This window comes from Acinetobacter sp. CIP A162, assembly GCF_000367905.1.
Classification (GTDB): Bacteria; Pseudomonadota; Gammaproteobacteria; order Pseudomonadales; family Moraxellaceae; genus Acinetobacter; species Acinetobacter lwoffii.
This window is the reverse complement of the sequence record NZ_KB849157.1, coordinates 351,243-373,137: the sequence shown is the minus strand read 5'-3', so window position 1 is coordinate 373,137 and position 21,895 is coordinate 351,243. Positions and strand designations below refer to the sequence as shown.

The window sequence follows — 21,895 nt, the reverse complement described above, 5'->3', positions numbered from 1 at the left end:
TCGTTCATCCTTACAAGCAGGATGAGCAACAGATTAACCAATCACTCAGTCAATCATACAGTTGGCGTCTTGTGCATTTAAGCACTGTACAGCTTCAATTAGATTCATATACCAAAACGCTTGATTCAGTTAATTTCGCTAGTAACTCATTTCCTCAACCTTCATCAACAAGTAATAAATCACTGTTAATGTCGATCTTAAAAACGAGTATGAACAAATTATTTCAACTCAAATATATTCTGTTAATGATTTTTCCAGCCTTCGTCAGGTCAGGAAACTGTGATAAATCACAGAGGTTATCAAGTGCGCGTATCATAACGCTTGTACTTGTTAATCTCTAGGATCTCATCACTTGATCGCTTAAGGACTAAACTAACAATCAACTGATTGTCTATTTATTAGCTTTTGTCTTTATACATTCCGAAGGAATGTATGGTGGAGACTAGGAGAGTCGAACTCCTGACCTCCTGCGTGCAAAGCAGGCGCTCTACCAACTAAGCTAAGTCCCCAGCTTATCAATAAGTCAATGTATCGTTCTGTTCTGTTTGCTTCAGCACTTTCATGCTTCGTTAGTCAGATTTGGTGGGTCTGACAAGACTTGAACTTGTGACCCCACGCTTATCAAGCGTGTGCTCTAACCAACTGAGCTACAGACCCTCAGATACATCGTATGAAGAACAACTTGTTGTGGATTCTTACCAATCGTCAATCTTTCGTTAAGGAGGTGATCCAGCCGCAGGTTCCCCTACGGCTACCTTGTTACGACTTCACCCCAGTCATCTGCCACACCGTGGTAAGCGTCCCCCCTAAGGTTAGACTACCTACTTCTGGTGCAACAAACTCCCATGGTGTGACGGGCGGTGTGTACAAGGCCCGGGAACGTATTCACCGCGGCATTCTGATCCGCGATTACTAGCGATTCCGACTTCATGGAGTCGAGTTGCAGACTCCAATCCGGACTACGATCGGCTTTTTGAGATTAGCATCCTCTCGCGAGGTAGCAACCCTTTGTACCGACCATTGTAGCACGTGTGTAGCCCTGGTCGTAAGGGCCATGATGACTTGACGTCGTCCCCGCCTTCCTCCAGTTTGTCACTGGCAGTATCCTTAAAGTTCCCGGCTTAACCCGCTGGCAAATAAGGAAAAGGGTTGCGCTCGTTGCGGGACTTAACCCAACATCTCACGACACGAGCTGACGACAGCCATGCAGCACCTGTATGTAAGTTCCCGAAGGCACCAATCCATCTCTGGAAAGTTCTTACTATGTCAAGACCAGGTAAGGTTCTTCGCGTTGCATCGAATTAAACCACATGCTCCACCGCTTGTGCGGGCCCCCGTCAATTCATTTGAGTTTTAGTCTTGCGACCGTACTCCCCAGGCGGTCTACTTATCGCGTTAGCTGCGCCACTAAAGCCTCAAAGGCCCCAACGGCTAGTAGACATCGTTTACGGCATGGACTACCAGGGTATCTAATCCTGTTTGCTCCCCATGCTTTCGCACCTCAGTGTCAGTATTAGGCCAGATGGCTGCCTTCGCCATCGGTATTCCTCCAGATCTCTACGCATTTCACCGCTACACCTGGAATTCTACCATCCTCTCCCATACTCTAGCCAACCAGTATCGAATGCAATTCCCAAGTTAAGCTCGGGGATTTCACATTTGACTTAATTGGCCACCTACGCGCGCTTTACGCCCAGTAAATCCGATTAACGCTTGCACCCTCTGTATTACCGCGGCTGCTGGCACAGAGTTAGCCGGTGCTTATTCTGCGAGTAACGTCCACTATCCAAGAGTATTAATCTCGGTAGCCTCCTCCTCGCTTAAAGTGCTTTACAACCAAAAGGCCTTCTTCACACACGCGGCATGGCTGGATCAGGGTTCCCCCCATTGTCCAATATTCCCCACTGCTGCCTCCCGTAGGAGTCTGGGCCGTGTCTCAGTCCCAGTGTGGCGGATCATCCTCTCAGACCCGCTACAGATCGTCGCCTTGGTAGGCCTTTACCCCACCAACTAGCTAATCCGACTTAGGCTCATCTATTAGCGCAAGGCCCGAAGGTCCCCTGCTTTCTCCCGTAGGACGTATGCGGTATTAGCATCCCTTTCGAGATGTTGTCCCCCACTAATAGGCAGATTCCTAAGCATTACTCACCCGTCCGCCGCTAGGTAATGTAGCAAGCTACATTTCCCCGCTCGACTTGCATGTGTTAAGCCTGCCGCCAGCGTTCAATCTGAGCCATGATCAAACTCTTCAGTTTAATACTATGTAGTGCCTTAAAGGGCACCAATCTTGGCTCATCAATTTTCTGACAAATATTTCTCAAATAAACTTCGAGTAATTTCTACCATCAATCAATGAAAATAATTTCGATCGATCAACCAGTAAAAATCCACACAAGTTGTTCTTCATAATCTCTTAATGATCTTCTTGCTAATTCGTCACCAGCAAGCTAGGTCGGCTATATTACTCTCTATCTCTAGAAAGTCAACCAGTAATGAAAATTATTTTTAAACTTATCAAATAAAACCCAACTCAATCAAACTCAACTAAGTCACTGTTTTATCAGAAGTTTTAATCTTCATCACCGCCGATGGATGTGCATTCTACAGCATTTCACACCCCTTGCAACCCCCCTTTTTTAAATAATTCAATAAAAAACTAACGACTGTTTATTTATTCTACAAAAATCGCACTTTTCTTCATTTCTTGAGCATTAAAGGGACTGAATTAGATAAATGACTTAATCTTTTTTCTGTTTTATTCTCTTCCTGAAAGCGTAAAGGCCGGCAATCTATGTATTCACAATAGCCTCCTTCCCCATTTTCGGTTTCTTCATTTATTTTTACTTGATAACTAAAACTTCCTACATAGCCCGCTGCCAGACCAAATTTAAAATCTCCACGACTTTGACCTTGTACCCAGATACAAGTACCGTCTGCGTTTTTATAACACCATTCAAATTCGCGCGGCAAATACATACTTTGCCGATTGGGTGTCGTGACACGCGGATAAACACGATGAACTTTAAAATAAACTTTGCGATCGAACATTTGGGTCCGCATGTTTTTTAAATCACGCAGATAGATCCGCGACTGAACAATACGATTAAAACCATCCCGAATTTGCGCCAACAACAGTTGCCGATTTTCACTGAGATTAATAATTTGATAAGTCAGGAAAGCCAAAGGCAGATAGGGAAAGTTAAAACTCCGCGCGTATTCAAAGCTTCCCAGACCATCGATCGTATATTGCTGCGCTTTATAGCTCACTGTTCCCTGACAATGACACAGCAAAGACCAGTGATCTGCCAAGGAAAAACGCATTTGGGTAAAATGAGAAATTAGCTGAGTGGTCTGAATATTTAAATCAAAACTGAGTTCCGAGTCAGAACGTTGCAAACGAAAATTTGGAAAACTTCCGCTCAATTGCTCACGATCCAGAAACTGAAATAGACTAGATTTAAAATGACAGTCCTGCTTGACAGAATAGTGATGCAATTGCCCCACCATATGTGGACTCGAACTGCAAATCACGGTGGCGGTATCTAAGGCTGTGGTTTCGATTGCACTGGGGTTTGCCAGCATGGGCGCATTGGGTTGCCCAATAATACTCAGAAAGTTTAAATAATAGAGCGGTGCCGGAAGTCCGGGGATCATTAATCCTTGATGAATAATTTTATATTTTGAGGTAAGGCCATGATAGGCGGGATAGCGCGAAACAGTAGGAGTCTGATTCAGCTGTTTCGAACGATCTAAAAAATCTTGAAGAAACCGCATCTCAGACTCCTTTTATATTTTTATAATGTACTCGATCTTTTTGCCATAAAGGTGGTCACGAAACCAGACAAGGCATAGAGAATAGAAATTACCAGAATGCCGACAGGAATATTATAAGTCATCGCTGCAAAGACGAATACGGCGATTGGTAGGACAAAAAATGGAACCCGTTTACGCTCTACTGTTTTGAATGAGTAATACTTGATATTGGAAATCATTAACAAGCCCACCGCAATAATGACTACTGCATTAATGACCTGAAGAGAAGGTTCACGAATATCAAAGATTTCTGGAAAATCCAGACCGACCCAGACCAATGACACAATCATGATGGCAGCCAGAGGACTTGCCACACCGATAAAATAACGTTTATCGACCACACCAATCTGTACATTAAAACGCGCCAGACGGAACGCAGCACACGCGGTATAAACAAAGCAGGCTGCCAGACCAATACGACCCAAATCACTTAAGCCCCAGCTATACATCAAAATAGCGGGAGCTACACCAAAAGCCAGCATGTCAGAAAGGGAATCGAACTGTTCACCGAACGGACTTTGTGCGCCAATCGCACGAGCTACACGGCCATCTAGTCCATCCAGTAATGCCGCAATAAAAATCGCATAAATAGCTTGCTGAAAATTACCATTCATACTGGCAATAATCGAGTAGAAACCTGATAACAACGCTGCTGTTGTAATCAGGTTCGGCCATAGATAGATGCCTCGACGCTTAACTTTTTGCCCTTCCTGGGTATGCTCCTCTTCTTCTACCTCAAAGGTGATGCCATCAAAAGGCACTTCAGTTGAAGAGTCGCGTTCCGGTTTGCTTATATTTGTCATTCTTGTCGATCCTAGCTATGACCTGATCTTTAAAAAAATTACTCGCCCACTAACCAGCGAACTGCAGCGTGACCACCATTTTCACTCATGCGAAGATGCGGGAATAACCACTGTAGCGCTTCATCTGCATCTTCAGAGAATTTCCAAGGCGGGTTAATCACCAGCAAACCACAACCGTTCAAGCCTACTGGGGTATCATCCGGCCATACACAGACTTCACAAACCAGTTGACGGCGGATACCAGTCTTGAACATTTTCTTCTCGAAGCGTTCGATCATGGCACGGTCTTTAATTGGATACCAAACCGCGAATACACCTGTCGGCCATTTCTTATACGCGGTAACCAGCAGTTCGACCAACTGCGGGAAATCTTTACGCTCCAGTTCATATGGCGGATCGATCATCACCAGACCACGTTTTTCTTTCGGTGGAATGACAGCCAACAGACCTTCGTATGCATCACGCTCATGCAAACCGGCACGCTTGTCAAAAATATTATGACGAAGTTGCTGGAATACATCACGCTGCATTTCAAAAATGGTCGCTTTATCAATCTCGCGCATGCCTTCTAGGGCAAACCACGGTGAACCCGGATAAGCACCCTTACCAAAGTTTTCACGCATATTTTCAACAATTTTCAAATATTGTTGTACGCCTTCAGGTGCATTACGCTTGATCGAATCATCCAGCTTAACAAGACGATGAATACCGTTTAAAAACTCACCTGATTTTTGCGCTTCGGCAGTCGACAAATCATATTTACCTGCACCACCATGTGTATCTACATAGCGATAAGGTTTGTTTTTTGCATTCAGTCGAGTCAACAACTGAAGCAATAAAACGTGCTTCATCACATCGGCAAAGTTGCCTGCGTGGTAAGAGTGACGGTAATTCATGTTTCAATTATTCCTAAGATCAATTGCTATTTTAACATGAAAAACTATTTCGTTCAGAAACGATTATTGCACTAAAATAGCGGACCTTTTTTTACCACACTATCGAGAATTGAAAAAATGGAAGCAGTTATCATCCCAGGGGATTGGAATGTTGATCAAATCTTAGATGATTTAGATCAACATGGCTTTAGTATTGTTGACGATGCTTACTCTAGCGAATATCAACATGCAGTGAGTCAAGAATGCTTAAGCCACTTAAACGAATTTCGTAATGCAGCCATTCAAAATGGTGTCGTTAACAACATCCGTAGTGATCATATTCTTTGGTTACAACCTGAATTTCAAATTTCCCACCGACACATTCAAACCCTTCAACAATTTTCTCAAATTTTAAACCGCGCGTTTTATTTAGGCATCAAAGATGTCGAAGCGCATTTCGCTTGCTATCACGCGGGTGAGTTCTATGCCCTGCACCGTGACAACCCCCAAAGTAAAAATGGCCGGATGATTTCCAGTGTGTATTATTTACATGGACAATGGCAGACGGACTGGGGCGGTGAACTACGCCTGCAGGACAAACATGGCCAGTGGCATATTATCCAGCCAAAACCGAACCGAATGGCGCTGTTCCAGAGCGATTTATTACATGAAGTTTTAATCTCTAAACAGCAACGCCTATCCATTACCGCCTGGCTAAGAAGTGATACCTCACTACTCTAAGACACGCTGCCGCTTTAAATTTTAATTTTTAACCTCATATAGCCATTATTGAGAAATGAGGATTGCGTTGATGCGATTAACGACCAAACAGATTATTCAACGTCTGGGTGAAACTGACCAATTGTATTTAAAAGGCAATACGCCGGAATTAACGCTTGAACGTGCTGATCTTCGTTTACAGCTGGTGACTTTAAGTGAACTGCGTCAGGAACAGCGACATTTCCTGCAAGAAGCCGTAGTGTTGCTGGAACAAGGCCGGGTAGAATTTGAAGAAATGCCGCTGCGCATGTATATCAACCTATCTTTGCATCTGGCCAAGGCTTATATGATGTTTTTTGAATTGACCAAAGAGCACCATTTCGCCCTGATTACTCAGCAAATTTTAAAGCCAATGGCCAGTTATGAACATGGGGACATTTATTTCTTTCTGGCCTATGCCAGTGCCAGTAAAAATGAGCCGGCCCTGACCCGCCACTGGTTAGGTAAGTACACCACCACTGCCGAATTTGAGCTGGAATTATTACAGCAGCATCATGCATTTAATGATTATCGTCAGCACGAATGGTTTAACAAAATATTAAAAAGCAAAATGCATTAAGCCAAAGAACAAAAACGCCTCAAATGAGGCGTTTTTTAATACAAGCTATATCATCTTATTTTAAATATCAGAAAAATATAGGAAAAATGATCAAGCAGGTTGACGTCTATAAGCGTCCATGTGCAGTTGCTGATTCAGTTCATCGACCCAAATTGCCCAATCATCATCTTGTACCAAATGGCTGATTAATAAAGAACGCTGGGCTTTATTCCAGAATGGCGCATCATGCAAGGACAGCCCTGCTGGCAGTTGATGGGTGCGTACATACAATTCAATAGCCGCAGGACTATTGGCGAGACCGAGCTGAGAAAACAAGAGCTCTAAGGATGGTTGGTTCTTTGCGAGCATCGCGCCCTCCTTATATCAGATAAATTGTAATTATTTATAGATCTAACTTATAAGATAAGACAAAAAAAACCTAGTCCTTTGACTAGGTTTGTTGTTTCTTTTTGTATGAATGCATTTAAACGCTTTGTTTGTCGCTTTCCACATGTAAAAGCTGATTTAACTTGTCAATAATGACAATCCATTCATCATCTTGGTGCCAATGTTCACGCAGGAAGGCACTTTGTCCCTCACTCCAGAATTCGGCATCTGGCAATGCGACTTCAGATGGCAATTGATGGGTATGGGTAAATTGATTAATTGAGGCTTCATCAGAAGGCAAACCCAATTGTTCAAATAATAATTCTAAAGTTAACTGTTGTTCCGTAAGCATAAATAGACTCCATCGTAGCGTTAAATTATGAGCGTGTTGAGATTCGAATTCTTAGGTTGATTTATGGCTGGGTATGTCACAGGAACCTGAACCCTCTGCCTCAATATGTAATTGTTCATTTAACACATCGACAAAAATGGCCCAGTCATCATCTTTCTTCCAGTGACTGATCAGAAAGTCATGCTGTGATTTACTCCAAAAGGGAGCTTTATGCAGCGGTACATCCATACCAATTTGATGCGTACTAATAAACTCATCAATGGCTTCCGGACTCGAATCCAGACCCAATTGTTCAAAGAAAAGTTCGAAGGTAGCGCGTTGCTCTAACATCTGAACCTCCATCTTTTTATCTATAATCTTGTTTCTACCTTAGATGGCTCATAGCGAAAACTCAGTTGTCTCTCCTTCACAGCTTGTTATTTTTTGTTGATTAAAGTGAGTGATATAAAAAAAGCACCCCAAATGGAGTGCTTTTTCAACTTAATCTGAAAAGATCAAATTATTTAAGCATGTCAGCAATTGCTGCGCGCTCTTCTTCAAGTTCATTCAACGTGAAGTTGATACGCTCTTGACTGAATTCGTCGATTTCTAGACCTTGAACGATTTTGTATTCACCGTTTTCAGTCGTTACAGGGAAACCGAACATTACGCCTTCAGGAATACCGTAAGAACCGTCAGAAGGAATACCCATAGTTACCCATTCGCCGTTTGTACCAAGAGCCCAATCGCGCATATGGTCGATTGCAGCGTTAGCAGCAGAAGCAGCAGAAGACAAACCACGTGCTTCGATAATCGCAGCACCACGTTTACCAACAGTCGGAAGGAATGTATTTGCATTCCATTCTTGGTCGTTGATCATGTCTTTAACGCTTTCGCCGTTAATTGTTGCAAAACGGTAGTCGGCATACATGGTTGGAGAGTGGTTACCCCAAACTGTAAGATTTTTGATGTCTTTAACCGCTTTACCAGTTTTAGCAGCAATTTGAGATGCAGCACGGTTGTGGTCAAGACGTAACATTGCAGTGAAGTTTTTCGCTGGAAGATCTGGAGCAGATTTCATTGCGATGTAAGCATTCGTGTTTGCAGGGTTACCAACAACTAGAACTTTAACGTCACGGCTTGCAACTTCGTTCAATGCTTGACCTTGACCGATGAAGATTTCACCGTTCACTTTAAGCAGGTCAGCACGTTCCATACCTGGACCACGTGGACGTGAACCAACTAATAACGCATAGTCAGCATCTTTAAATGCAACTTTAGGATCATCAGTACCGATCATGTCTTCTAGTAATGGGAATGCACAATCTTGAAGCTCCATCATTACGCCTTTAAGCGCTTGTTGAGCTTTCTCAAAAGGAACTTCGAGCAATTGCAAAATCACTGGTTGATCTTTACCTAGCATTTCGCCGCTTGCGATACGGAATAATAGGCTGTAACCAATTTGACCTGCAGCGCCAGTAACGGCAACACGAACTGCTTGCTTCATCTAATTATCTCCAATTGAGGATATTCAATGCGATTAAATAGTTAGTATTTAATCTAATAATCGTAAACGCGAAAGATTGTACTCCAATCCTTTGCCAGATGCATATAAAAGAGGACGGATTTCACCTAAAGTCTGATAGGAAATATAAATTAAATCGGCAAAAAAGCTCAGTATGTTCCTTTTATTGTGACAGTTTTTGGGCATGTATTAATAATGTTGGCAGGACAGGATTTGTAATTGCCATTGGGGCGATAACAGACCTTGATCGAGGTAAGCACGCTAGCTGACTGAGTCTGCTGGCAGTTGAATCGCAAGGCATTGCTCGGTAATTTCGGATTAATTTTCACAAATTTCGCCCGTAGTACCTCGACAGAAATCGTAATATTTTCCTGTTCCGTCAGTTCCGTCGGTACTTTCAGACGGTCAGCATAATTGATAATCGTGCGGAAATACTGGCTGGCATTCATCGGCACACAGCCGCCGATATTGCGCCATAACAAGGTTCGGGTATTCTCATCCGGCATGATTCTGGCCACTACCTTGGATTGCAGTGGTGACAGCTTTGCAGAACTGGTGGTCGTACAGTTTTGTGATGTGGTTTGAGGGTATAAGCCAGAGATATTCAGCGAATAGCCTTCCAGACATTTTCGTTTCTTGGCATATTCCGGGTACAGGCTACATAAAGCCGGCACCAGTTGTACATCCATGACATAGTCTGTCGGCGTGGCGAACGCTGCCGGACTGCTGGTAAAAACCACCAGTGCCACCAATCCGGCCCAGACTCGACGATCCTTCATTAGTTTCATGAATAAACCACCATCCCCCCAATAATTTTAATTTTATTGTGTATTACGTAATGGTATCAGTTGCATGCGTTTACCTACCGACTGTGCCCCCTGTCCTAACAAGATGCCATAATGCGTGGCATTGGTCATGACATGTTTCACATAATCTCGGGTTTCGAGTAAAGGAATACTTTCAGTATATTGATCTGCGGCAATCCCCTGAAATTCTGGCTGCCAGCGGCGGGCACGGTTTGGACCGGCATTATAGCCTGCCGTTGCCAAAACCGGACTATCACTGAGCTGACGCTGAATCGTAGATAAATAGAATGTTCCGTAGCGAATATTGGTGTTCATATCAGTCAGTGCTGCCGGATTATAAGCTTCACCCATCTGACGCGCCACCAGCTTGGCCGTATCCGGCATGATCTGCATCAGACCACCCGCGCCCACATGTGAACGTGCCACCGTATTGAAACGGCTTTCCTGACGCATCAAACCATACGCCCAGGCCGGATCAATACCTGCATTTCGGCTATGACTGACCACATAGTTCTGATGCGGCATCGGATAGCGGTAGTGATAGTTATGTTTGCTTGCAGTACGATCAGCAGCATAAATGGCCCGATCATGCCAGCCCATGTCCATGGCCCGTTTTGCTGCTGCCAGTAACAGGTCATCGTCATGTTTAAGATAAGCCTGACGCACCGCCCAGTTCCATTCCCGGTTAATGTAGTTATCCGGGGCACTGATATTACGTAAAGTGAAAGCACGGCGGAAATGAATATCCTGATTCAAACGCTGCATGGCCTGACTGGATGGCTGCGCTGGATTGGGGGTACTTGCAGTCACCTGTCCCAACTTGTCACGTGCCAAAAGATTGTGATAGTCATCCCCGGTTGCCAGTTTGCGATAAATACTTTGAGCGGTCTGTTTAGAACTACGGTCTGAACGCTGTTCGCTGGCACGTGCCAGCCAGTATTGCCAACGATCTTCCTGTTTCTGGTTGACGCTCATGCTGTCAATAGCACGGATCAGACTTTCCCAGGCACTAAAACGAATCGCCTGACGCGCATAAATCTCGGCTTCTTCCGGGCTAAATGGCAGACCATAGCTGGCATCTAGCGCATTTAACACTTCACGGTTGAAGTTGTTTTTCATCACTGTGGTACCACCGATATAACCGACAGCACGATATAAGGCGCGTTGTACCTGTACTGGTGTACCTTCCGCGGTCCGCTTGACGATAGACAAAGCTGAGTCCAAATCGCTATCGGCCAGACGTCCCAGCGCATAAATCAGATAGGCATGCTCTGCCGCAGTACTTTTAGGCGCAGACCACAAATAATTAGTGGGATTGGCCTGAATCGAATTCAGTTGTGCCAGAGACAGATTTAGACCAATGCCTTGCGCTGTCGCAATGGCCTGACCTGACTGTCCGGCACGAAGTTGTCCCCAGAGTCGCTGCTGACGGTCTTCTGAGGTCATGAGTGGACTGGATAGCATCATCCGGCCTAAACCAGTACAAGAATCAGGCTGGCTATTGGTAGTTAACCAGACTTCTTTAAACTCGGCATAGACCAGTTCATCGCCAGCTTTGGCGCGCACTTGTGCCACTGCACAGGCTTCGGCAGGATCAGCATTGGTTACATAAGGCAATACCGGTTGAGCAGTACTAAAGTCTGCCATTTTTACCTTTTCTTCGACATAGTCTGCTGCCAGCTTTTCAGCCATGGCGGATTGAGGGTAACGCTGGGCAAAGCTGATAATCTGACTAACAGGCTGCATGGCAAGATTCTGGTTTAAAATCCAGTATTCCGGATAATAGCCCAAGGCATCATTCTGCATAGACAGACGATATTGCTGTAACAGTTCAGTATTACCTGCATTGGCTGCACGCAAGGCATCATTAAATTGTTCTTCTGCTGCCTGTGTACTCGCTGAACAGATACATGCCACACTTAAAGTAATTAATTTATAGTATTTATACATAGTTTTAGTGTGTTTCAACATCCCTTTGCCTTCTATCATCGATTTTATGCTTTGCCCATGTTGCATATCATAAGAGCTAGTTTGAAGATTATAACCAACTCTATTGTTCAGTTATGTAACCTTATGATTAAGCAATATTAATCTACAGACAATTTTTGCCCATAAATCAATATTTTTCCACAGTTAATTTGGGCTATAAGTTTAAGCGACTTTCCTGCTAAAATATGCGCCTTTCCAAGATTTCAGTCTGTGAATTGAATTTTTATTCACCTGTTTGATGCATCAATCAGGCTGTTCGTTCACTCTTTCAACGTATTACCTTGTAGGAGCCTACATGACGGTTCAAACCTTCATTCCGAATGGTGCCCCAGCTGCCTCAGAAAACACTGTTACCCAGCCAGCGCACACCCCTGTTAGCGATGCTTCAGTGAAAAAGCTGTACATCGAAACGCAAGGGTGTCAGATGAATGAGTACGACAGTCACCGTATGGCAGACCTGTTAGGCGATTCCCATGGCTATGTGCTGACCACTGATCCGAAAGAGGCCGATATTCTGTTGATGAATACCTGCTCGATCCGTGAAAAGGCACAGGAAAAAGTATTCTCCGAGCTGGGCCGCTGGCGCAAGCTCAAAGACAAAAATCCGGACCTGATTATTGGTGTCGGTGGTTGTGTGGCATCTCAGGAAGGTGACAACATCCAGAAACGTGCCAATTATGTCGATATGATTTTTGGCCCGCAAACCCTGCACCGTTTGCCACAAATGCTGGATCAGCATTTTGAGCAGATCGAAAAGCCGAAAAAAGAAAAAATCAAACTGGTGGATATTTCCTTCCCGGACATCGAGAAATTCGACTTTCTGCCAGAGCCGCGTGTAGAAGGTTATAAAGCTTTTGTATCCATCATGGAAGGCTGTTCTAAATACTGTTCTTTCTGTGTTGTACCTTATACCCGTGGTGAAGAAGTTTCTCGCCCACTCGATGACGTACTGGCGGAAATTGCCGGTCTGGCTGAAAAAGGCGTGCGTGAAATTTCGCTTTTGGGTCAGAACGTGAATGGTTATCGTGGTGAAACCTTTGAAGGCAACATCTGTACCTTCGCAGATTTATTACGTCTGGTCGCTGACATTCCGGGAATTGGCAGGATTCGTTATACCACCTCGCATCCGCTCGAATTTAATGATGACCTGATCCAGTGTTACCGCGACCTTCCACAAATGGTATCGCACCTGCACTTGCCAGTACAAAGTGGCTCAAATGATGTGTTACAAGCGATGAAACGTAACCACACTATTGATGTCTACATCGAGAAAATTGCCAAGTTACGTAAAGTACGTCCAGACATGCATTTATCGTCGGACTTTATTATTGGCTTCCCGGGCGAGACCGATGAGAACTTTGAAGAAACGTATCAGTTCATCAAAGATCTGGATTTTGACCATTCCTATAGTTTCATCTATTCAAAGCGTCCGGGTACGCCTGCGGCAGAACTGGAAGATACAACTCCGGAAGATGTGAAAAAAGAACGTCTGGCCAAAGTTCAGCAATGGATCAAGCGTTCCAGTATTGACAAGACCGATGCCATGCTGGGTACGCTGCAACGTGTGCTGATCGAGAAAGTTTCTGATAAAGATCCGAATATTCTGGTGGGTACTGCGGACAACACCCGTTATGTCAACTTTATTGGTGATCCTGCCTGGGTCGGCCGCTTTGCCGAGATCGAAATTACCGAAATTAAAACTTTAAATTTAGTTTACGGTGAGCTCTTGAATCTTGAGCCTGACGTGGCGTAATGTAGAGCACATAACGTACACTTCTATAAGGAACACTCTTGACTGCAGCGATTCGACGTACAGTAGCTTTTCCTGGAATTTCGATGGACCGTATACAGGCCATGTTAGGTGCTTACAACGGTCATTTGAAACAAATTGAACAACGATTAGATGTCAAAATCTCCCATCGGGGAGAAAGTTTCATTATTGATGGTGAAATCGATGCTGTTGAGAGAGCTGAGCTGCTCTTGCAACGTCTGCATGAAGAATCTGAACAGAGTACACAGATCAGTGCAGACACCTTGCATCTGATGATTCAAGGCAGCCAGACTGACCGCGAACTTCAGCAGGATCTGGAAGATCAGGAGCATACCGGTCTGGATGCGGTCTGGTTACAGACCCGTAAAGGCCGGATCAATCCGCGCGGTGCAAACCAGAAGCGTTATGTGCAACGTATTCTGCAAAGTGATATTTCCTTTGGTATTGGCCCGGCAGGGACAGGTAAAACTTACCTTGCCGTTGCTGCCGCCGTCGATATGCTGGAACGTAACGAAATCCAGCGGATTTTATTGGTACGTCCTGCCGTCGAAGCCGGTGAAAAACTCGGTTTCCTGCCGGGTGATCTCACCCAGAAAATCGATCCATATTTGCGTCCGCTATATGATGCCCTGTATGAAATGCTCGGCTTTGAAAAAGTAGCCAAGCTGATCGAACGTCAGATTATTGAAGTGGCACCACTGGCCTATATGCGTGGTCGTACCCTGAACCATTCTTTCGTAATTCTGGATGAAGCGCAAAATACCACCCCTGAACAGATGAAGATGTTCTTGACCCGTTTAGGTTTTGGATCACGTGCGGTGATTACCGGTGACGTGACGCAGGTGGATTTACCACGTGGCCAGCAATCTGGTCTGTCACATGCTTTACGTGTGATTGACAAGATTCCTGAAATTCACATTACCCGTTTCCATTCCCGTGATGTGGTACGTCATCAACTGGTACAGAAAATTGTTGAAGCCTATGAAGGCTGGGACAGTGAGCAGCAGCGTTTAAGTGCCGAAGCACGTGCCGAGCGTAAAGCCCGTCAGGAAGCCTTGATCGCTGAAAATGATGCTGCGGCAGATGCACAGCATTAAGTTTATTTAAGGATTTGTTTTGAAACTGAGTCTTTCCCTACAACAGGACTTTCAGTCACCTGAACTGGTACTGAAACGTGCATATATCAAAAAAGTTGTAGAAACCAGCTTACGTCATATCGGCACACAAAGTGATTGCGAAATTGGTATTGCCTGTGTCGATCATGACGAAAGCCATAAACTGAATCTGGAATATCGTGGCAAGGATAAACCGACCAATGTGTTGTCTTTTCCAAGCGAACTGCCAGATGAAATGGCGCAATTTCTGGATGCATTTCCGATTGGTGATCTGGTGATTTGTATTCCGGTGGTGCTTGCTGAAGCAACTGAGCAGCAAAAACTTCCCCTCACCCATTTCACCCACATGCTGGTTCATGGCACCTTACACTTAATGGGTTATGACCATGAAACCTCTGATGAAGATGCTGACGAGATGGAAAGCATTGAAATTGAGATTCTGGCCAAACTGGGTTTTGAAAATCCTTATCTGGAACGAAATTAAGATTAAAAAGAAAATGAAGGAAGCGGGCTCAGGCTCGCTTTTTTATTGTTTCCCCTCACCCCAACCTTCTCGCATCAGGAGAGGGAGTTTGAATACCTATCGCAATGGTAGTTCTCCCTCCCTTTGGGAGGGAGTTAGAGGGAGGGTCAGTGATATAAACTGAAAGAATTAACGCACCTCAAACTCAGCTTCGGCCGGATCAAAACGCCAGGTACGAATAACTCGTAGTTCGGAAATTTCCTTCATTTTGCTATCGAAAGCACCAAATGGCGCCGCCTTACGCACGGAAGATTTCGCGGCCTCATCCAGCATGGCATGTCCTGAACTGTCAATTAATCGAATCGCTCGAATTCCGCCATTCTGGTTCAGGATCACCATCAGACGCACTTCCCCTGCCAGATTCTGCTGTTTGGCGGCTTCCGGATAATAGCGGTTACCATAAAATTCCACTTTCTGACGGAACTTTTCCAAATAGGCAGCCGAGACATCCTGCTTGGCCTGGATGCCATCGACTGTTTTAATTTTTTGCTGACGACTGAAGTTTTGCTGGCGCTGTAAATATTGTGCTTCCAGACTCGCCACCATCGCAGCTTTGGCCTGAAACTGGCTTTGCAGCTGTTCCTGCATTTTTTTACGCTGATTTTCTTCTGCCTGCTTTTGCCAGCTCAAGGTAGTCATCAGCACTTTTTCTTCGAAACTCAGCTCCCGTTGCTGTTGCAGCATATCCGGGCTTTCTTTTTGCTCTTCCCCCGCCTGCTGCTCCATTAACGGCGATGGCATATCACTGGACATGCGATGCGCTTCTCGAAACTGACCGGAACCCTGCTGGTTGGTTTGAGCCAGAAAATCAGCATGTTCAATATCTTCATCCGTCTGTCGCAAACTGACGGCGATTTCTTTGGTGCTGGTATCCCGATCTTGCGGCATACCAAATTCCAGGGTCAGCACGATCAAATGCAGAATGCCTGCGGCAAGCATCGCACTGCTAAACACTGGATCTTTCCACCAAGTTCTGACCAGAGGCATGAGTATCATTGTTTTTTCACATTCGCCCAAACTCAGTACTGAGTTCAGTTCCCCAAAAAAAAGTATTTGAAAGCTTAAAAATAAACGGATTCGTCATTTATCTTTTTAAAATGCCAAATCCATCAAATCTTCAACGTTACATAACTAAAACTATAAAAATGGTGCTATTTATTTTGCTAAACTTCAAGCATGAACGCTTGTATTTTTCATACAATTCGACAAGATACATCCCGAGTCAAAAATAAAGTTGCCAGGACGCTTCAGTATGCAAACGCTAATTTCCAATATTTCCAACCGAATCCGCCAAGTGTATCAGAGGGCGGAAGGATTTATTGAAGATGAGCGTGAATTTCCCCTATCGCAAGTCTTCCTGAATGCAACCTTTCAGCGCTTTGTCACAGACAATGTCGATGCATTGAAAGACTTACACGCAGATTTACATGAAGACTGGCTGCGTCTCTACGCAACACTAGATTATAAAGGCTTGATTGTCACTTTATCGGTTGATTTGAAACTGGTACAGATGGAACTGAATAAAACTACCCAGTTGATCGTGTTCGAGCAAATTAGTGATACTCAGCTGATTGAAGCCAAATACCCGAATATGCTGTATAAACTTGGCGTGCGTTTTGGCCTGTTCTTCTATCAACGTGTTTTGAATAAAGATCCTTTGGGAATGATTCTGGAAAAACTGGGCGTAATTAAAGTCATCGATGACTTGCTCTATCTCGATTTAAATCGCTGGTTAGGTAAAAGCCGATCTGTCATTGATACCTTAAGCAAAGTTCATGTGAATCACGCAGTACTTCGTGAAGCCGAACTGGTGGTGATTGGCAACGTCAATCTGGCCGCCCTGTTTAGAAAACTCTCCCAAGATCAGGAAGAGAACTGGGATGAAGACGAGATGGATGATAACCGGGTCACTCCCATCAAACAGAAAGATCCTTCTTAAATCATGCCGAACGTAGTTTTTGAACAAAAGCTCCATAAAACTACATGAAATATACATTTTTGGCAGAAATATCCCTTCAATTTCCATATTTTGCCCAAATAATAAAGGGTGCAATAAGTGATATGTTTTGCCCGTTGAATCAATATAGGAAAATAACTGATGGCGAAGACTGTATTCAAAACTTTAGTGATGACCACGGGTCTGAGCAGCGCGATACTGTTCACTGGTATTTCTAGCCAAGCTTTTGCCATGACTCCTTTCCAGGCCAGTTATCAATTTAGCTATAATGGCAAGAATATGGGTTCTGCAACGCGGACTTTAAGCAAATCTGGCAATAACTGGACTTATGTCTTTGCTGCAAAAGCCGGGGGTATTGCCTCTGCAACCGAAACCAGCCGCTTTACTTTTAATAATGGCAAGATCGGATCAAGCAGTTTCAGTCGCAGCAGTAAAGTACTGGTGCATAACAACACCATGAGTATTAATTTTAATCCTTCCAGCAAAACTATCAGTACCAAGAAAGACGATGAAAAACGTTCTTTTGCCTGGAGAGCAGATGTTCTGGATGAGTTGAATGCAGAATTGCAAATTCGTGAAGACTTAAAAAATTCAGGCCTGAAAACAAATTACTATATCGCTGATGCCAAAGAAATTGAAGGCCGTAAGTTTGTCAAACAGGGTTCAGAGACTATAAGTACCAAATACGGATCTTTTAATACCATTAAAGTGGTGATGAAACATAGCAAACCAGGTCGTGAAACCATTTTCTGGCTGGCACCAAAACTTGATTATCTTCCAGTCAAAGTTTCGCATGTTGACAAGAAAACCTCCTATGGTTTGCTGTTAACTGACTATAAAGGTGCAAGCAACTAAGTTTTTGGCGAATTTCACTTGATTTTTTCCGGGTGCTTTTTACAATACGCTTTTGCTTGAAAAAGCACCTGCTCTTGAGGATTCTCCCGTGCATGCACTAGAACAGAAAATCTTGGCTGAAGGCATCGTTCTCTCTGAAGAAGTTTTGAAAGTAGATTCTTTCTTAAACCATCAGATTGATCCAGTCATGATGCAACTGATTGGTCAAGAATTTGCGCGTCTGTTTAAAGATGCTGGTATTACCAAAATTATTACGATTGAAGCATCAGGTATCGCACCTGCAGTAATGGCCGGCCTAGAGCTTGGCGTACCGGTGATCTTTGCACGTAAATACCAGTCTTTGACCCTGAAAGATGATTTATATCGCTCTAAAGTCTTTTCATTTACCAAACAGACTGAAAGCACGATCGCGATTTCAAATAAACACATCAGCTCAACCGATAAAGTTTTAGTGATCGATGACTTCCTGGCCAATGGTCAAGCCGCTTTAGGTCTTGCAGACCTGATTCACCAGGCAAATGCAGAAGTAGTCGGTATTGGCATTGTGATTGAAAAATCATTCCAGCCAGGCCGTGAGCTGCTGCTTGAAAAAGGCTACCGTGTGGAATCACTGGCACGCGTAAAGTCTTTGACAAATGGCACAGTTGAATTTGTTCGCGACTAAGCTCGCCAATGAATTTTAAAAGAGCGCTGATGCGCTCTTTTTTTATTGTGTTTTTCTGATGATATAAATTTAAAATATCCAGAGCTCGGCTATAGCTCAGCCTAAGTTCTTATTTATTCTTCCAGATTTGCTCCTAGATAAATGGCTTAATCTTAAGCTCCAGGCTATTCAATTTCTGAAATAGAGAGTGTCAAACAAATAAGTACTTTTTTATCCGATGAATAAACAACAATTTATGTGGATGTTATTATAAAATAAAGAGGCCTAACTATCTGCCAATAGTTAGACCTGTGTTCACCTCGAAAAAAGAGTTTATTTAACAGTCACAGTGATACTACCGCTATTCACAGCACCGATAGCGGTAGTTGTGATGCTGTTGTTAATAGCAGTTTGAGTTCCTTCTGTAATAGCACTGACAGATGCATCAATAGCACCCGCATTATAGGCAATATTCGCTACACTATAATTGCTTAAAGTTTCATTGATTTCCTCACTATAGTCAGTACTTAGTGTCGAACTCACAACTTCCGAGATATCTGAACTATCCGCAACCTCTGATAGCTCCTCTAGAGTTTCAGAATTATTAGTTGCACTCGTTACTTCACTGTAGTCGTAGTTATCCGTTGCATCTGATATGTCTGATACCACCTTATTGTAGCTACCCTGCTCAATACTGATACTACCTGTATTCGCGGCACCAATCGCAGTAGTTTCAATTGTACCTTCAATTGAACTAATGGCGTCTGGTGCTTCTCTTGTAGCTTCTGCAATTGCTTCTAAATCGACACTTGCATCAACATCACCTGTATTCACTGCAAGATTCAAAGCAGAACCATTTTCAACCTGCTGAGAAATAGAATCCAGGGTAGCTTGTAAGCCTGTATCTACGGTGACATCAGTAGGTGTTTCACCATCTTGGGCGTATGCCATACCTGCGCTAGACAGAAAGGCGACGGATAAAGCGATTGTTTTGATCGTATTTTTCATCGTTGTTCTTCCTACTTTTGTTTTGAAGTACCTCTCGCTAAGTACTCCTTCTTATAATGGGAGCGAGCCCATTTTTAAATATTCTTAATCACGTTGGGTGCTAGACCAGTAATTTTCGACCACATCAGGATTAACCTCCCATAGCGTTGTGGTTTTTTCATCTTCTTGTTCTTTAGCAGCTTCTTCTTGAGTATCTTTTTCTTCATTCTTTTCATTTGAAGAAGGTTGACGCTGCTTCTTGCTGATATATTTAATCAAGTCCTGTTTACTCATTTCAGGCTCTGCTTCAGGGTTTTGAATCACCTCGGACTCTTTCTGTTTAGGTGGTTTCGTATCTTTGCTTGGGGAGTTGGTTGACTTATTTTTTTCATTAGATGAGTCTGCCTGGCTTGAGACTGACTCCTGAACAGCACTGCTTGAAGCTGTACTATTTTGTTGCTGGTTTTTCTTGTATTTATGCAGTGCAACAGAACTTCGGGTTAAGTTCAATTGACCAAACTCTGGCGGTATCTGCGCACGGCAACTTTCAAATACGGCGGGTGGGACAACCTGACTCAGCAATTCAAAAGTGGCCAGATTCAACATTTGCCGCAAGGCAAAGTTAGTTGCCTCTCGTTCTCCTTTTCCAATCTGAATATTTAAGAGTGTACGACCAGCGAATCTGCCTGCACTTAAGCCATAATCCTGTGCAGCAATTTGCTTCTGCAATGAAACATTGCCCACGACTTTACTGCTGCGGGTATCAGTCAAAGATAAATCCAGACCGACCATAATCCGGGTTTGACTATAATTCGGACCGACACCAGCGATCTGCATGTCAAAACCACCACCCGGAATAAAATCCAGACTGTTAATACTGCCTGTCACATAATAATCAGAAGCTTGGATTTGTCTTGGATCACGAATGCCCCACTTGGCTTCGCTTTCGATAATCCGGGGATCACGCCGGTTCATTAAGCTTACCCCCGCCTGAAACAAGGCAGATTGCACCATATCTCCCGCACCTTGGGTCACCATTTTTCCGCTACCACCATTGGTAACTACATCCTTACCGGTTTGATCCAGAATTGCCCCCACGGAGAAACTCACATCACTACGTAATTGTCCTTTTAGGCAGGATAAAGCCATATCAAAAGGGGTAAAAATATCGGTAATTGGGGGGCCTTGTACCAGGCTAACTGGCTTCTTGTTTGAGGGCGCTAAACCCGTGCAGCCTGTTAAAAAAGAGCTGAAAAGGACAGTGGCACTCACGAAAGATATATGTCTTCTGGTCGAGGAGAAATTCAACATTGTGATTCTCCTGGTCTGTTACTTAAATTAAAACAGCGCTGAGGATTTTGGTTGGTATTTGAATTGACTGGTGCTTCATTCAGCAACTCACTCGTAATATCGATACTGTTGTCTGTACCCTCTACATTGATATTGTTGGTCGGGGTATTTACCGTCCCGATGGAAGTAGTTGAGGTGCTATGAACGGTGGTTTTACCTAATCCGGAATAATAGTCTGACTCCTTAAGTTCGATCAGATTGGCTTGAACTAGATTCTCATTGGAACGGGCACTGGATGATTTCCAACGCTGAGTCCACTCATCAGAGGTGGCATAAGCGTTACTCAGAAAACATAAACCTAATAAACCCAGATTGATAACTAATATTCTCATAATCTTAATATCCTCTGACTTAAGATATTTATTTAATTTTTCATTTAAGTAAGATTAAATTTATCTGAAAAATATTAAATCACATAAAATTATAAAATGTAAAACTTATCCCTATTCACTTATTTTTTTTGTTTTATTTAAAAATATAAATTATTGTTTTTATTAAATTAATATATATTTGTTTATTATTTTTGATTTGTAAGAAATCATTATATAAATTTTTTTTGAATATAAAATTCATCCAAAAAACTTGATTAAGATAATATATTTTTTATATTATCAATAATCAAAAATTTATCTAATAAAGATTAGAATTATTATACTTTTTATATTTTAAAAGTCGTAAATTTTTATTTTATTAGAACTTCTATTTAATAAGGATAAATGTCACGATTTATTTAAAATATAATTAATCAATTACAATGAAGGTGACTTATAAAGAAACGCCAATATTCAGGTGTATTTTGGCTGAAAACTTGAATAGACCTGATAAGAACTCGTTTACATATTTTTCG

Annotated in this window: 21 protein-coding genes, 2 tRNA genes and 1 rRNA gene; 9 read left to right on the top strand and 15 right to left on the bottom strand. The window is 43.2% G+C overall.

Annotated elements, in window-relative coordinates:
- Nucleotides 1–433: 433 nt before the first annotated feature.
- From F995_RS02125 to F995_RS02100, 6 genes are all read right to left on the bottom strand, one after another.
- Nucleotides 434–509: transfer RNA gene (locus F995_RS02125), tRNA-Ala, on the bottom strand.
- A gap of 71 nt (nucleotides 510–580) precedes the next feature.
- Nucleotides 581–657, bottom strand: a tRNA-Ile gene (locus F995_RS02120).
- A gap of 60 nt (nucleotides 658–717) precedes the next feature.
- A 16S ribosomal RNA gene (locus F995_RS02115) occupies nucleotides 718–2,255 on the bottom strand.
- A gap of 442 nt (nucleotides 2,256–2,697) precedes the next feature.
- Complete coding sequence (locus tag F995_RS02110) at nucleotides 2,698–3,774, bottom strand: DUF6670 family protein (RefSeq protein WP_004645114.1); 1,077 nt, start codon at nucleotides 3,772–3,774, stop codon at nucleotides 2,698–2,700.
- Nucleotides 3,775–3,794: 20 nt separating this feature from the next.
- A complete protein-coding gene (gene pssA, locus F995_RS02105; RefSeq protein ID WP_004645113.1) occupies nucleotides 3,795–4,616 on the bottom strand; it encodes a CDP-diacylglycerol--serine O-phosphatidyltransferase in 822 nt (273 codons plus the stop codon).
- 38 nt (nucleotides 4,617–4,654) lie between these two features.
- The gene (locus F995_RS02100; RefSeq protein ID WP_004645112.1) at nucleotides 4,655–5,512 is read right to left on the bottom strand and encodes a 23S rRNA (adenine(2030)-N(6))-methyltransferase RlmJ; all 858 of its coding nucleotides are present in this window, start codon (nucleotides 5,510–5,512) and stop codon (nucleotides 4,655–4,657) included.
- A gap of 117 nt (nucleotides 5,513–5,629) precedes the next feature.
- On the opposite strand from F995_RS02100, the gene F995_RS02095 reads away from it, so the two are divergent.
- Together F995_RS02095 and F995_RS02090 are read left to right on the top strand one after the other, a co-directional pair.
- The gene (locus tag F995_RS02095) at nucleotides 5,630–6,232 is read left to right on the top strand and encodes a 2OG-Fe(II) oxygenase (protein ID WP_004645111.1); all 603 of its coding nucleotides are present in this window, start codon (nucleotides 5,630–5,632) and stop codon (nucleotides 6,230–6,232) included.
- 70 nt (nucleotides 6,233–6,302) lie between these two features.
- A complete protein-coding gene (locus F995_RS02090) occupies nucleotides 6,303–6,830 on the top strand; it encodes a hypothetical protein (RefSeq protein ID WP_004281425.1) in 528 nt (175 codons plus the stop codon).
- 90 nt (nucleotides 6,831–6,920) lie between these two features.
- Here the strand turns inward: F995_RS02090 and F995_RS02085 are convergent, their stop codons facing one another.
- The 6 genes from F995_RS02085 to F995_RS02060 form a co-directional block, all read right to left on the bottom strand.
- Nucleotides 6,921–7,178: a DUF2789 family protein gene (locus F995_RS02085; protein WP_004645106.1), complete on the bottom strand. Its 258-nt coding sequence runs from the start codon at nucleotides 7,176–7,178 to the stop codon at nucleotides 6,921–6,923.
- A 115-nt stretch (nucleotides 7,179–7,293) separates the two neighbouring features.
- Nucleotides 7,294–7,548, bottom strand: coding sequence for a DUF2789 family protein (locus F995_RS02080; RefSeq protein ID WP_004645105.1), 255 nt, complete (start codon nucleotides 7,546–7,548; stop codon nucleotides 7,294–7,296).
- A 51-nt stretch (nucleotides 7,549–7,599) separates the two neighbouring features.
- Entirely contained in the window at nucleotides 7,600–7,878 is a 279-nt protein-coding gene (locus F995_RS02075; protein ID WP_004645104.1) for a DUF2789 family protein, read from the bottom strand.
- 169 nt (nucleotides 7,879–8,047) lie between these two features.
- Entirely contained in the window at nucleotides 8,048–9,034 is a 987-nt protein-coding gene (locus F995_RS02070) for a malate dehydrogenase (protein WP_004645103.1), read from the bottom strand.
- Between the two features lie 167 nt (nucleotides 9,035–9,201).
- Entirely contained in the window at nucleotides 9,202–9,840 is a 639-nt protein-coding gene (locus tag F995_RS02065) for a ribonuclease T2 family protein (RefSeq protein ID WP_004645102.1), read from the bottom strand.
- A gap of 33 nt (nucleotides 9,841–9,873) precedes the next feature.
- Nucleotides 9,874–11,808, bottom strand: a complete 1,935-nt coding sequence (locus F995_RS02060; RefSeq protein WP_016807089.1) for a lytic transglycosylase domain-containing protein — start codon at nucleotides 11,806–11,808, stop codon at nucleotides 9,874–9,876.
- A gap of 334 nt (nucleotides 11,809–12,142) precedes the next feature.
- Here F995_RS02060 and miaB point away from each other — a divergent pair, with 334 nt between their 5' ends.
- Genes miaB through ybeY form a run of 3 tightly spaced genes read left to right on the top strand, consistent with a single transcriptional unit; the run spans nucleotide 12,143 to nucleotide 15,217 of the window.
- On the top strand, nucleotides 12,143–13,600 hold the full coding sequence (gene miaB, locus F995_RS02055) for a tRNA (N6-isopentenyl adenosine(37)-C2)-methylthiotransferase MiaB (protein ID WP_004645100.1): 1,458 nt from the start codon (nucleotides 12,143–12,145) through the stop codon (nucleotides 13,598–13,600).
- A 38-nt stretch (nucleotides 13,601–13,638) separates the two neighbouring features.
- Nucleotides 13,639–14,715, top strand: a complete 1,077-nt coding sequence (locus F995_RS02050) for a PhoH family protein (protein WP_004645099.1) — start codon at nucleotides 13,639–13,641, stop codon at nucleotides 14,713–14,715.
- Nucleotides 14,716–14,734: 19 nt separating this feature from the next.
- Nucleotides 14,735–15,217, top strand: a complete 483-nt coding sequence (ybeY, locus tag F995_RS02045; protein ID WP_004645098.1) for an rRNA maturation RNase YbeY — start codon at nucleotides 14,735–14,737, stop codon at nucleotides 15,215–15,217.
- 168 nt (nucleotides 15,218–15,385) lie between these two features.
- On the opposite strand, the gene F995_RS02040 is transcribed toward ybeY, so the two are convergent.
- Nucleotides 15,386–16,243, bottom strand: a complete 858-nt coding sequence (locus F995_RS02040; RefSeq protein ID WP_004645097.1) for an energy transducer TonB — start codon at nucleotides 16,241–16,243, stop codon at nucleotides 15,386–15,388.
- Nucleotides 16,244–16,508: 265 nt separating this feature from the next.
- On the opposite strand from F995_RS02040, the gene F995_RS02035 reads away from it, so the two are divergent.
- From F995_RS02035 to F995_RS02025, 3 genes are all read left to right on the top strand, one after another.
- On the top strand, nucleotides 16,509–17,195 hold the full coding sequence (locus tag F995_RS02035; RefSeq protein ID WP_004645096.1) for a hypothetical protein: 687 nt from the start codon (nucleotides 16,509–16,511) through the stop codon (nucleotides 17,193–17,195).
- Between the two features lie 159 nt (nucleotides 17,196–17,354).
- Nucleotides 17,355–18,068, top strand: a complete 714-nt coding sequence (locus F995_RS02030) for a DUF3108 domain-containing protein (RefSeq protein ID WP_004645094.1) — start codon at nucleotides 17,355–17,357, stop codon at nucleotides 18,066–18,068.
- Between the two features lie 88 nt (nucleotides 18,069–18,156).
- Nucleotides 18,157–18,732 carry a xanthine phosphoribosyltransferase gene (locus tag F995_RS02025; protein ID WP_004645093.1) on the top strand — a complete coding sequence of 192 codons (576 nt, stop codon included), beginning with the start codon at nucleotides 18,157–18,159 and terminating at the stop codon, nucleotides 18,730–18,732.
- Nucleotides 18,733–19,044: 312 nt separating this feature from the next.
- Here the strand turns inward: F995_RS02025 and F995_RS02020 are convergent, their stop codons facing one another.
- Complete coding sequence (locus tag F995_RS02020) at nucleotides 19,045–19,719, bottom strand: hypothetical protein (RefSeq protein WP_004645092.1); 675 nt, start codon at nucleotides 19,717–19,719, stop codon at nucleotides 19,045–19,047.
- Nucleotides 19,720–19,803: 84 nt separating this feature from the next.
- Nucleotides 19,804–21,009 carry a CsgG/HfaB family protein gene (locus F995_RS02015; protein ID WP_004645091.1) on the bottom strand — a complete coding sequence of 402 codons (1,206 nt, stop codon included), beginning with the start codon at nucleotides 21,007–21,009 and terminating at the stop codon, nucleotides 19,804–19,806.
- 274 nt (nucleotides 21,010–21,283) lie between these two features.
- On the opposite strand from F995_RS02015, the gene F995_RS17205 reads away from it, so the two are divergent.
- Complete coding sequence (locus tag F995_RS17205) at nucleotides 21,284–21,364, top strand: hypothetical protein (protein WP_370940770.1); 81 nt, start codon at nucleotides 21,284–21,286, stop codon at nucleotides 21,362–21,364.
- The last annotated feature ends 531 nt before the right edge of the window (nucleotides 21,365–21,895 follow it).